Genomic DNA, 10,565 nt, shown 5'->3' with positions numbered 1-10,565 from the left:
GGATGAAGGCGATCAGGGCGGTCTCGGGCTCGACGCGGCGCTCGCGGCGCTCGTCGAGCCCGAGACCGCCCTGATCGCCTTCATCCTGTGCCTCGTCGCCGCGCGCGAGGCCGGCCCGGCCGGATGGGCGTTCGCCGACTACGTCGCCCTGCACCGCGCCCTGCCGAACGCTGCGGTGCGCGCGGCGGAGCGCCGGTACCGGGCCTGATCAGCCCGCCCCCGCGCCCTCGGTGAGCGTCAGGAGCGAGACCTGCAGGGCGTCGTCGTTGACGAGGAGGTGGCGGGCGATGTCGGCCAGGGTCAGCCAGCCGACCACCCGGCGGCTCCCGTCCAGCACCGGCAGCCGCCGCACGTAGTTCGCCACCATCACGTCCATGGCCGCGCGGAGCGTGTCGCCGGGGCTGCAGGCGAGGACGGGCCGCGAGGCGACCTCCTGCACCGAGACGGCCGCCGGATCGCGCCCGCGGGCCACGACCCGGTAGAGCAGGTCGCGGTCCGTGACGATGCCGACGATCCGGTCCGCCGAGCCGACGGGAAGCGCGCCGACCTCGATCTCGCCCATGAGGACGGCCGCGGCCTGCGCGCTCGCGTGCGGCTCGATGAACTCGACGTCGCGGGCCATCACGTCGGCGACGCGGAGATTCTCGGCGGACAGGTTCGGCATCGGGCGCTCTTGCGGATCGCGCTGGTCGAGCCATGCGCGTGCGCCCCATCTAGGGCCCGGATGCGCTGCGCGCACCGCGCGCCGACGGCCGTTGCCCGCTCGGCGCCGCGCTCAGCGCCGCCAGTCGAGATCGGAGCGCGCGGCGTAGCGCGGCCGCGGATCGAGGGAGAAGGGTCCGCTGGCGGTCCAGGGAATGGCCGCGAACTCGACCGGTGCCGGACCGTTGCGCGCGGGCGGGGATGCGGGCCCCGTCGCGGGCGCGTCCGGCATCGTCGCGGCCTCCGCCGCCCGCACCGCGGCCTCGTCGAGGGCGTGGTCCGCGCGCGGGACGGGCCGCGTCGGAAGCAGGCGGTTCGGTCGGGCCTCCGGCCGCTCCGCCGCCGCGCGGGCCTCACGAAGTCTCTGGCGCCGGTCCCGGCGCGCCGCATGCCGCAGGGTCTCGCGGGCTCCGCGGGCGTCGGTCGCGACCTTGCGCATGGATCTGCGGAAGAGTGCCCGGGACTGGCAGGTGCCGAGCGAGGGGCGATACATCTGCCCGATCGCGCAATGGCCGGCGCCGCGGTGACGGGATCGCGCCTCCACGGTCCCGGTCAGGGCGAGACACGCTGCGATTGCCCAGAAAAAGACATGATTTCGCATGGCATTCCCTCGTGCAATGTCCCCCTTTTGCAGGTTCGGCCGAGAGAAGTTTGGTGTTGGCCTATATCATTCCGCTCCGTATACGTAAATCGTATGCTGATCTGGGCGCTGACTTGAACGGTGGGCGCCCGAGGGCCGTTCACCGCGGGCGGGCCGCCGGTGTTGCGCCGGTGCTCTTGCCGCCGCGCCGCGTTTCCCGGCCCGTAAGGGCCTGACGTCCGGACGGAGAGCACGGGGTGGCGCAGGGAGCGGGCGACCGAGAGCGGTGCGCGAACAATTTCGGCACGTTGCGGCTCCTCTTCGCCGCGCTCGTGATCCTCGCCCACGCGCCGGAACTCATCGACGGCGACCGCTCGCGCGAGATCCTGACCCGGGTCTTCGGCACGCTGTCCTTCGGCGAACTGGCCGTCGACGGCTTCTTCCTCGTCAGCGGCTACCTGATCACCGCGAGCTACCGCGCGCGGACCTCGTTCTCCGGCTACGTGCGGCGCCGGGCCCTGCGGATCTACCCGGGCTTCGTCGTCGCCTCCCTCGTCTGCATCCTGGTTGTGGCGCCCTTCGCCGGGGGCGACATGGTGGCCCTGTCGAGCGCCGAGACGCTGCTCCGCCTCGCCCTGCTGCTGATGCCCGTCGTCCCGGGCGCGTTCGAGGGCCTGCCCTACCCGCACCTCAACGGCTCGATGTGGACGATCCCCTGCGAGTTCGGCTGCTACCTGCTCCTCGGGCTGGCCGGCCGCGCGCGCGTCCTGCGCATCCGGGCGCGCTACCTCGCGCTGCTGGCCGGGCTTGGGGCGCTCCTCGCCCTGCGCTGGCTCTTCCTGCCGGTCGGGCTCCCGGGCGACGTGGCCGGCACGCTCTCGGAGATGATCCGCTTCGTCTTCGTGTTCTGCTGCGGGGGCGCCTACCAGCTCTTCGGCGACCGGATCGCCTACACGCGGCGCGGCGCCTGCCGGGCCGCGCTGCTGCTGCTGCCCCTGATGTTCGTCCGGCCGCTGGCCGAGCCCGCCTTAGCGGTGCTCGGCGGCTACCTCATCTTCTGGTTCGCCTTCGCGGTGCGTCCCCTGGCCCTGAGCCGCGCGGTCGATCGGGCCGACCCCTCCTACGGCCTCTACCTCTACGCGTGGCCGGTGCAGAACCTTCTGGTCGCCCACGTCCCGGGCATCTCGCCCTGGGCGGTAGCGGCGCTCGCGCTCGCCGCCGCGCTCCCGCTGGGGCTCCTGAGCTGGTTCCTCGTCGAGGGACCGGCCCTGCGCCTTCGTCCGGCCGCGCGGCGGGATCAGACGATGCGGACCGACAGGTCGGGCAGGCCGTCGAGCGTGCCGAGGAGCACGTCGCCCCTGACCACCGGGCCGACATTCTCGGGCGTGCCGGAATAGATCAGGTCACCCGGCGCGAGCGCGAAGGCCTCGGAGAGCTTCGCGATCTGCTCGGCGACGCTCCAGATCATCTTGTCGAGATCGGAGTTCTGCCGGACCGTCCCGTTGACCGACAGGGCGATCGCACCCTTGCGCAGGTGCCCGACCTGCGCCACCGGCCGGATCGGCCCGATGATGGCGGCATGGTCGAAGCTCTTGCCGATCTCCCAGGGCTTCTTCTCGGCCGCCATCCCGTTCTGGAGGTCGCGGCGGGTCATGTCGAGGCCGAGCGCGTAGCCGTAGACGTGGTCGAGGGCCCGCTCGGCCGGAATGTTGACGCCGCCCACGTGCAGGGCGGCGACGAGCTCGATCTCGTGATGGTAGTTCTTCGTCAGGGATGGATAGGGATGCTCCGCGACCGCGCCGACCGCGACGGTCTGGATCGCGTCCGTCGGCTTCTGGAAGAAGAACGGCGGCTCCCGGCTCGGATCGGATCCGCGCTCGATGGCGTGGGCCGCGTAGTTGCGGCCGATGCAGTAGATGCGGCGCACCGGGAAGACGCGGCTCTCGCCCAGGATGGGGACGGTCGTGGCCGGCACGGCGAAGAGCGGTTCGGGCGCGGCCTGCGCCTCCGCCCGGCGCGTGCCGACCGCCGTGGCGACGGCCGCGAGCGCGATCAGATCCCGGCGGGATGCCCGCATCGTCTCCTCCCTTCTCGACGGACCGTCGCCCCGCGACGGTCGATGACGTGCCGGTGACAGGTACCACGCGAGGCGAGCGTTGGCGCGGCCCTCGTCAGCGTTCCCCCGTCGCCTCCGCAGGCCCCGACAGCGCGGCCCGGATCTCGGCGCCCGAAGCGCCGAGCACGGGCGGCATCCGCCGCACGGGGAGGCGCGCGCCGTCGAGCCGGTAGGGCGGGGCCAGCACGTGGGCCGCCGCCTCCGCGCCCGCGCCCTGCGGGATGACGAGGCCGGCGGAGCGGGCGCGCTCCGAGGTCAGGGCCTCGTGCAGGCCCAGCACCTCGCCGCAGGGGATGCCGGCGGCCTGGAGCCGGGCCAGGAGGTCGGCCCGCTTCCACTTGGCGAGTTCCGCCTCGAGCACCGGCACGAAGACGGCGCGGTTTCGCGAGCGGTCGAGGTTGCTGGCGAAGCGCGGGTCGGCGCAGAGGTCGGGCCGCTCCAGCACCTGCTCGCAGAAGCGCCGGTACTGCGCGTTGTTGCCGACCGTCAGCACGATCGGCCCGTCGCCGGCCTCGAACACGCCGTAGGGCACGATGGAGGGGTGCGCGTTGCCGTAGCGGGCCGGGTCGCGGCCCTGCACCATGGCCTCCAGGCCGTAATAGGAGGTCAGCGCCACGCCGCAATCGAACAGGGCGAGTTCCACGAGGCGCCCGCGACCGGTGCGCTCGCGCTGGTAGAGGGCGGCGAGGACCGCTTGCGCGGCGAACTGGCCGGTGAACAGGTCGACCGCCGCGAGGCCGAACTTGAGGGGCGGCCGCTCCGCCTCGCCGTTCAGCGCCATCAGCCCGGCCTCGCCCTGGATCACGAGGTCGTAGCCCGGCCGCGTCGCCTCCGCGCCGTCCGAACTGTACCCCGAGACCGAGCAGTAGATCAGCCGCGGGTTCTCGGCGGAGAGCGCCGCGTAGCCGAGGCCGAGCCGGTCGGCGCCGCCGGTCTTGAAGTTCTGCACCACGACGTCGCTCTGCCGGGCGATATCGCGCACCAGCGCCAGCCCCTCCGGGTCGGCGAGGTCGACGCCGATCGAGCGCTTATTGCGGTTCACGCTGTCGAAATAAGAGGTGTTGCTCGGGCCGGTCCGCAGGCCCCAGTCGCGGGTGTCGTCGCCGCGCTCGGGGTGCTCGACCTTGATCACGTCGGCGCCGAGATCGCCCAGCACCTGCGCGCACCAGGGTCCCGCGAGCACGCGGGAGAGATCCAGCACGCGGATGCCGGCGAGCGGCAGGTCGTCGGGATCGAACAGCATCGGGTCACTCCTCAATCAGATCTCGCCGCGTCCTCGCGGCGAGATCTGCCCGCGCGACGGCGCGGCGGCGGTCGTCCGCCGGACCTCATCGATGCCGGCCATAGGCCGGGATCGATGAGACCAGCAATCAAGCGCCCATGACACCTTCGAGGCCGCGCACGGCCTCGATCAGCTTCGGGCGGGCGACGTCCATCAGGAAGCGGCCGTCGGTGATGATGGTGGGGGCGCCGCAATTGACCGACATCGGCGGCAGGCCGCCGCCGGGGCGGAAGCCCACCGCGATGGCCGAGACCGTGTCCTGCCACTCGCCGAAGGAGGTGCAGCAGCCGATCTCGCGGTGCTCCTGCACCGCCCGGTCGAGGCCGGCCCGCAAAGCCGGCCAGGCCAGCGGGTCGTAGGCCTGCAACTCCTCGTAGAGCGCGGCGCGCTCGCGGTCGGAGCAGACCGCGATGTAGGCCCGGCCCATGGCCGAGCGGGCCAGCGAGATGCGCGAGCCCGTGTCGAGGTTGAGCGAGATCGCGGCCGGCCCGCGCTGGCAATCGATGTAGCGCATGCTCAGCCGGTCGCGCACGCCGAGACCCACGGAGGCGTTGGCCGCCTGCGCCACGGCGCGCAAGGCGGGACGGGCGATCTGGCGCACGTCGAGGCCGCCCAGCGCCATCGAGCCCAGCGCGATCGTCTGGGTGCCGAGGCGGTATTTCCCGGATTCCTCGACGAGGTGCAGGTAGCCGAGCTTGGTCAGCGTGTAGGTCAGCCGCGACACGGTGGAGCGCGGCAGGCCGCAGGCCTCGGCGATGTCGTGGTTGGCGAGCATCCGCCGGTCGCGCCCGAAGCAGGCGAGCACCGCGAGGCCGCGGGCCAGCGCCGTGACGAAGTGCCGGTCCTCCTTCGGGCCGGCCCCCTCCTCGGCCTCGGGGTCGGCGAGGGGATCGAGGGCGGTCTCACTCATGATCGCGCTCATCGTGCGAAGAAGGCCGCGAAGGCGGCCTGGGCGGCGGGGCCGCGGCGGAGCGCGTGGAAGGTCTCGGCCTCGCTGGCCAGCGTGCGCGCCACGATCTCGGCGTGGCCCGCCCGCAGCGCCCGCTTGGTGGCGGCGACCGAGACCGGCGGGAGGGCGGCCAGCGCCCGGGCCCGCTCCAGCGCCGCGTCGAGGGCTTGGCCCGCCGGCACCACGGCGTTGACGAGGCCGGCCGCCTCGGCCGTCTCGGGCCCGAAGGGCTCGCCCAGCATCAGCAACTCGGCGGCGCGCTTCGTGCCGGCGACGAGGGGCAGCAGGTAGCTCGACGCGCCCTCGGGGCTGAGGCCGAGGCTGGTGAAGGGCAGGCGGAAGCGCGCGCCCGCCCCCGCATAGGCGAGGTCACAGTGCAGGAGCAGCGTCGTGCCGATGCCGACCGCGTGGCCCTCAACCGCCGCCAGGACGGGCTTTGGGCAGGCGGCGAGCACCTTCAGCAGGGCGAGGCCGGGGCTGTCCGCGACAGTCTCGGCGGTATCGCGAAAATCCGCGAGGTCGTTGCCGGCGGTGAAGCAGCCGCCCGCGCCCGTGAGCACAATGGCGCGCACGGCCTCGTCCGTGCCGGCCCGCGCGATCGCCTCCCGGATGGCCCCGTAGGTCGCCCGGTCGAGGGCGTTGCGGCGCGCAGTCCGGTCGATGGTGAGGAGGCGCACGCCGTCCGCCGGCTCGGTGATCCGCAGGGTCTCGGTCGCGGGGGACTCTGTCATGGCTCGGAATCCTCCTCAGGCCGCGAGGCCGGCGCGGGCCGCGCGGTACTCCCGCGCCAGCCCCGCCACGATCTCGGCGACCGGCCGCACGTCGGGGATCGTGCCGACCCCCTGGCCCGCGCCCCAGACGTCGCGCCAGGGCTTCGCCCGGTCGCTGGCGAAGCTCATCGCGGTCTTGTCGGCGGTCGGCAGGGTGTCCGGATCCAGGCCTGCGGCGCGGATGCTGGGCGCCAGGTAGTTGCCGGGCACGCCGGTGAAGAAGGGCGTGTAGAGGATGTCCGCCGCGCTCGCGCCCGCGATCATGTCCTTGTAGGCGGGCGCCGCGTTCGCCTCCGCGGAGGCGATGAAGCGGGTACCCATGTAGGCGAGGTCGGCACCCATCGCCTGCGCCGCCAGGATCGCGGATCCAGTGGTGATCGCCCCCGAGAGGATCAGCGGCCCGTCGTAGAAGCGGCGCACCTCGCCCACCAGCGCGAAGGGCGAGAGCGTGCCCGCGTGCCCGCCGGCCCCGGCGCAGACCAGGATCAGCCCGTCGACGCCCGCCTCCAGCGCCTTCTCGGCGTGGCGGACCGTGGTGACGTCGTGGAAGACGAGGCCGCCGTAGCCGTGGACCGGCCGCACCACGGCGTCGGGCGCGCGCAGGCTGGTGATGACGATCGGCACGCGGTGGCGCGCGCAGGTCTCGACATCCTCCGCCAGCCGGTCGTTCGAGGCGTGGACGATCTGGTTGACCGCGAAGGGCGCGATCCGGGCCGCGGGGTCGGCCGCGCGCGCGGCAGCGAGCTCCTCCGTGATGCGGGTGAGCCAAGTGTCGAGCATCGCGGCGGGCCGCGCGTTCAGCGCCGGGAAGGACCCGACGATGCCGGCGCGGCACTGGGCGATCACGAGGTCCGGCCCCGAGACGATGAACATCGGCGAGGCGATGACCGGCAGGGCGAGGTTGTCGCGCAGGATCGGGGGCAGACGGTTCACGCGCTCTGCGCCTCCCGCGCGAAGTAGAGGTCGTGCAGGTGGTCGAGGTCGACCTGCGCCGCCGGCGCGCTGAGCCGCACCTGCCCGCCGCGCAGCAGGTGCACGTCGTCGGCGACCGAGAGCGCGACGCGGGTGTTCTGCTCGACCAGCAGGATCGTGGTCCCGGCCTCCTTCAGGCGCGCGATGATGTCGAAGACCTCCGAGACGATCACCGGCGCGAGGCCGAGCGACGGCTCGTCGATCAGCAGGATCTTCGGCTGCGACATCAGCCCCCGTCCCATGGCGAGCATCTGCGCCTCGCCGCCGGAGAGCGAGCCGGCCATCTGCCCGCGCCGCTCGCGCAGGCGCGGGAACAGGCCGTAGACCCGGTCGAGGCCGGGGGAGAGGTCGCCGCGGCAGCGCTTCGGGTAGGCGCCGAGGCAGAGGTTCTCCTCCACGCTCATGTCGCGGAAGACGAGGCGGCCCTCCGGCACCATGACGATGCCCTGGCCCGCGAGATCCCAGGTCTTGCCCGCCAGACGCTCGCCCCCGAGCCGGATCTCGCCCTTGTGCGGGATCAGCCCGGTCAGCGCGCGCAGCAGCGTCGTCTTGCCGGCCCCGTTCGGGCCGACGATGGCCGTCAGCGCGCCCTCGCGGAAGGTGAGCGAGAGGTCCCACAGCACCGTGATGTGGCCGTAGCCGGCCCGGAGGTTCTGGGTCTCAAGCATGGGCCGTCCCGGTATAGCTCTCGACGACGCGGGGATCGCGGAAGACCTGGGCCGGGGTGCCGTCGGCGATGATCTCGCCGAAGTTCAGCACCACGGCGCGCGAGCAGAGGCCCGAGATCGTCTCGATGTCGTGCTCGACGATGACGATGGTCAGGCCGAAGCGGCGGTGCAGTTCCTTGAGCTTGGCCGCGAACTGGCGCTTGGCCTGGCTCTCCAACCCCGCCAGCACCTCGTCGAGGAGGAGGAGCTTCGGCTCGGTGGCGAGCGCCTTGGCGATCTCCAGCCGCTTCAGCTCCTGCAGCGCCAGCGCGCTCTCGGCCGGGCGGTCGCCCTGTTGCTGAAGCTCCATGACGGCGAGGATCTCCTCGATCCGCGCGGGGTCGTGGCGCCCGGCGCCGAAGACCTGCGCGACCGCGAGGTTCTCGCGCACGGTCAGGTGCTTCATCGGCTGCGGGATCTGGAAGGTGCGGCCGATCCCGAGGCGGGCGCGGCGGTGTAGGGGCAGGCGCGTGACGTCGCGGCCCCCGAACAGGATCTTCCCGCGCACCCGGGTCAGCCCCGAGATGCCGTTGAAGAGCGTGGTCTTGCCGGCCCCGTTCGGGCCGACGAGGCCCAGGATCTCGCCCGGCTGCACCGTGAAGGTGACGTCGCGCAGCGCGACGAGGCCGCCGAAGCGGACCGTGACGGCGTCGAGTTCAAGCATGGCGGTCCCCCTTCCTGACGAGGCCCAGCAGCCCGTTCGGCGCGGCCAGCACCATCACGACGAGGACGAAGCCCAGGATGATCTGGTGGCCGACCGCGATCAGGCTCTTGGCCACCACCTGGTCGAACAGGTAGATGATCACCGCGCCGCCGATCGGGCCGACGATCGTGCGGTAGCCGCCGAAGATCGCCGCGATGATCGGCATCAGGCTCCAGACGCCCGAGAAGGCGTAGTCCGGCTCCAGAAAGCCGATGATGTGGGCGTTGAGCGCGCCGAACACGCCGGTGATGAAGGCCGAGAGCAGCAGCATCAGGGACTTCAGGACCGTGCTGTTGACGCCGACCACCCGGGTCGCGTCCTCGCTCTCGGCGATGGCGCGGAGCGCCAGGCCGACATGGCTGCGCCGCACCGCGAGGTAGGCCAGCGCGCAGAGGGTGACCACCGCGACGAGCAGCAGGTAGCTGCCGGTGCGGCTCGCGAGGTCAAGCCCGAACACGTTCGGCAGGCCCGGGTAGCGCTGGAAGCCCGCGCCGCCGCCGGTAAGCCAGGAGGCTTCGGTCGCCAGGATGCGGAAGATCTGCGCGTAGGCGAGGATGGCGAGCGCGAAGTAGGGGCCCGACAGCCGGAGCGCGGGCAGCATCGCGAGCGAGGCCACCACGGCGACGAGGCCGCCGAGCGGCACGGTGAGCAGCACCGGCAGGCCGAGCTTGGCCGAGAGCAGCGCCGAGGCGTAGGCCCCGACCCCGAAGAAGGCGGCGTGGCCGAACGAGACCATGCCGCCGAGGTTGCCGAGCAGCGCCCAGGCGAGCGCGACGCCCGAGAGGATGAGCGCCGAGATCAGCAGGCCCAGCATGTAGTTGCTGGCGCCCATGAGCACCGGCAGCAGCGCCAGCACGAGGAGGCCGAGGCCGAGGGCGGCGCCGCCCGGCACCCGCGAGCGGGCAGGGGCGGCCTTGAGCGCGACGGCGGGGGCGGACTCGAGGGAAGCCATGCGGGTCACCTCAGCCGCGGCGGGCGCGCGCGCCGAACAGGCCGTTCGGCAGCAGGAACAGGACGAGAAGGAACAGCACCATCCCGGCGAGTTCCTGCAGGGCGGAACTGGCGAGCGTGACAGTGAGCGCCTCGGTGACGCCGAGCAGGATCGCCGCCAGGAACACCCCGGGGATCGAGCCGACGCCCGCCAGCACCGTGACGATGAAGGCCTTCACGGTGAGCGCGTGGCCGAGCGCCGGCTGCACCACGCTCATCGTGTAGAGCGCCACCCCCGCGAAGCTCGCGAGCGCCCCCGCGACCAGGAAGGAGACGAGTTCCGTCCGCACCGGGCTGATGCCCATGAGCGTCGCGGCCGCCCGGTTCGACGAGACGGCGCGCACCGCCCGCCCGTACCAGCTCTTCTTCAGCCACCACCACAGGGCGACCATCAGCGCGAGGCTGACCCCGAAGGCGACGATCTCGCCGTTCATGGCGTAGACGGGGCCGATCGACGTCGCATCCTGAAGCTGCGGCGAGGCGGTGGTGCGCACGTCGCTGGCGAAGACCAGCAGGATCGCGTTCGTCAGGACGATGCCGATCCCGAAGGTGAGGATCAGCGAGTTCAGCTCCCGGTGCTCGCGGATGCGGTCGATCATCAGGAAGAGCGCGGCGCAGACCACCGACACCACGACGAGCGCCAGGGGGATCGCGAGGTACGGGTCGAGGCCGGCACGGGCCTCGACCACGTAGGCGCAGTAGGCGGCGAGCAGCACCAGCTCGCCGTGCGCGAGGTTGATGATCCGCATCGCCCCGAAGGAGAGGGCGAGGCCGAGCGCCACGAGGGCGTAGAC

The 10,565-nt window shown here is 72.7% G+C and carries 13 protein-coding genes; 2 read left to right on the top strand and 11 right to left on the bottom strand.

The genetic code is table 11. The annotated features are described in order from the left end of the window. Positions 1-208, top strand: a 208-nt coding sequence (locus AX737_RS34685; protein WP_197430661.1) for a hypothetical protein, incomplete at its 5' end; no start/stop codon positions are given. Here the strand turns inward: AX737_RS34685 and AX737_RS20905 are convergent. Both AX737_RS20905 and AX737_RS20900 read right to left on the bottom strand, forming a co-directional pair. Further along, the gene (locus AX737_RS20905) at positions 209-664 is read right to left on the bottom strand and encodes a CBS domain-containing protein (protein WP_197430660.1); all 456 of its coding nucleotides are present in this window, start codon (positions 662-664) and stop codon (positions 209-211) included. Positions 665-775: 111 nt separating this feature from the next. Then, positions 776-1,195 (bottom strand): hypothetical protein, encoded by a 420-nt coding sequence (locus AX737_RS20900; protein WP_066924583.1) that lies wholly within the window; start codon positions 1,193-1,195, stop codon positions 776-778. A 344-nt stretch (positions 1,196-1,539) separates the two neighbouring features. Here AX737_RS20900 and AX737_RS20895 point away from each other — a divergent pair, with 344 nt between their 5' ends. Next, on the top strand, positions 1,540-2,679 hold the full coding sequence (locus AX737_RS20895) for an acyltransferase (RefSeq protein WP_082773185.1): 1,140 nt from the start codon (positions 1,540-1,542) through the stop codon (positions 2,677-2,679). Here AX737_RS20895 and AX737_RS20890 read toward each other — a convergent pair. The 9 genes from AX737_RS20890 to AX737_RS20850 all read right to left on the bottom strand — a co-directional run. Next, entirely contained in the window at positions 2,580-3,359 is a 780-nt protein-coding gene (locus AX737_RS20890) for a fumarylacetoacetate hydrolase family protein (RefSeq protein ID WP_066924582.1), read from the bottom strand. The genes AX737_RS20895 and AX737_RS20890 overlap by 100 nt on opposite strands. A 94-nt stretch (positions 3,360-3,453) precedes the next feature. Next, positions 3,454-4,641, bottom strand: coding sequence for a CoA transferase (locus AX737_RS20885; RefSeq protein ID WP_066924581.1), 1,188 nt, complete (start codon positions 4,639-4,641; stop codon positions 3,454-3,456). A gap of 127 nt (positions 4,642-4,768) precedes the next feature. Then, entirely contained in the window at positions 4,769-5,590 is an 822-nt protein-coding gene (locus AX737_RS20880) for an IclR family transcriptional regulator (RefSeq protein WP_238229346.1), read from the bottom strand. An 8-nt stretch (positions 5,591-5,598) separates the two neighbouring features. Next, a complete protein-coding gene (locus AX737_RS20875) occupies positions 5,599-6,360 on the bottom strand; it encodes an enoyl-CoA hydratase-related protein (protein ID WP_066924580.1) in 762 nt (253 codons plus the stop codon). Positions 6,361-6,375: 15 nt separating this feature from the next. Further along, positions 6,376-7,332, bottom strand: a complete 957-nt coding sequence (locus AX737_RS20870) for a nitronate monooxygenase family protein (RefSeq protein ID WP_082773183.1) — start codon at positions 7,330-7,332, stop codon at positions 6,376-6,378. Then, positions 7,329-8,039, bottom strand: a complete 711-nt coding sequence (locus AX737_RS20865; protein ID WP_066924579.1) for an ABC transporter ATP-binding protein — start codon at positions 8,037-8,039, stop codon at positions 7,329-7,331. The genes AX737_RS20870 and AX737_RS20865 overlap by 4 nt, the downstream gene beginning before the upstream one ends. Continuing rightward, positions 8,032-8,742, bottom strand: a complete 711-nt coding sequence (locus tag AX737_RS20860) for an ABC transporter ATP-binding protein (protein WP_066924577.1) — start codon at positions 8,740-8,742, stop codon at positions 8,032-8,034. Before AX737_RS20860 ends, AX737_RS20865 begins: the two co-directional genes overlap by 8 nt. Continuing rightward, a complete protein-coding gene (locus AX737_RS20855; protein ID WP_066924586.1) occupies positions 8,735-9,733 on the bottom strand; it encodes a branched-chain amino acid ABC transporter permease in 999 nt (332 codons plus the stop codon). Before AX737_RS20855 ends, AX737_RS20860 begins: the two co-directional genes overlap by 8 nt. Before the next feature lie 10 nt (positions 9,734-9,743). Then, the coding region (locus AX737_RS20850) for a branched-chain amino acid ABC transporter permease (protein ID WP_066924575.1) at positions 9,744-10,565 on the bottom strand (822 nt) is incomplete at its 5' end.

The organism is Methylobacterium sp. CCH5-D2 (assembly GCF_001556475.1).
In the GTDB taxonomy this organism is placed as follows: domain Bacteria; phylum Pseudomonadota; class Alphaproteobacteria; order Rhizobiales; family Beijerinckiaceae; genus Methylobacterium; species Methylobacterium hispanicum.
Note: the sequence above shows the minus strand (reverse complement) of the source record. Positions and strands in the feature narration are given on the sequence as shown.

Coding starts and splice junctions, on each gene's coding strand:
- AX737_RS20905 (WP_197430660.1), bottom strand. CDS start 664: ATGCCGAACCTGTCCGCCGAGAATCTCCGCGTCGCCGACGTGATGGCC.
- AX737_RS20900 (WP_066924583.1), bottom strand. CDS start 1,195: ATGTATCGCCCCTCGCTCGGCACCTGCCAGTCCCGGGCACTCTTCCGC.
- AX737_RS20890 (WP_066924582.1), bottom strand. CDS start 3,359: ATGCGGGCATCCCGCCGGGATCTGATCGCGCTCGCGGCCGTCGCCACG.
- AX737_RS20885 (WP_066924581.1), bottom strand. CDS start 4,641: ATGCTGTTCGATCCCGACGACCTGCCGCTCGCCGGCATCCGCGTGCTG.
- AX737_RS20880 (WP_238229346.1), bottom strand. CDS start 5,590: ATGAGTGAGACCGCCCTCGATCCCCTCGCCGACCCCGAGGCCGAGGAG.
- AX737_RS20875 (WP_066924580.1), bottom strand. CDS start 6,360: ATGACAGAGTCCCCCGCGACCGAGACCCTGCGGATCACCGAGCCGGCG.
- AX737_RS20865 (WP_066924579.1), bottom strand. CDS start 8,039: ATGCTTGAGACCCAGAACCTCCGGGCCGGCTACGGCCACATCACGGTG.
- AX737_RS20860 (WP_066924577.1), bottom strand. CDS start 8,742: ATGCTTGAACTCGACGCCGTCACGGTCCGCTTCGGCGGCCTCGTCGCG.
- AX737_RS20855 (WP_066924586.1), bottom strand. CDS start 9,733: ATGGCTTCCCTCGAGTCCGCCCCCGCCGTCGCGCTCAAGGCCGCCCCT.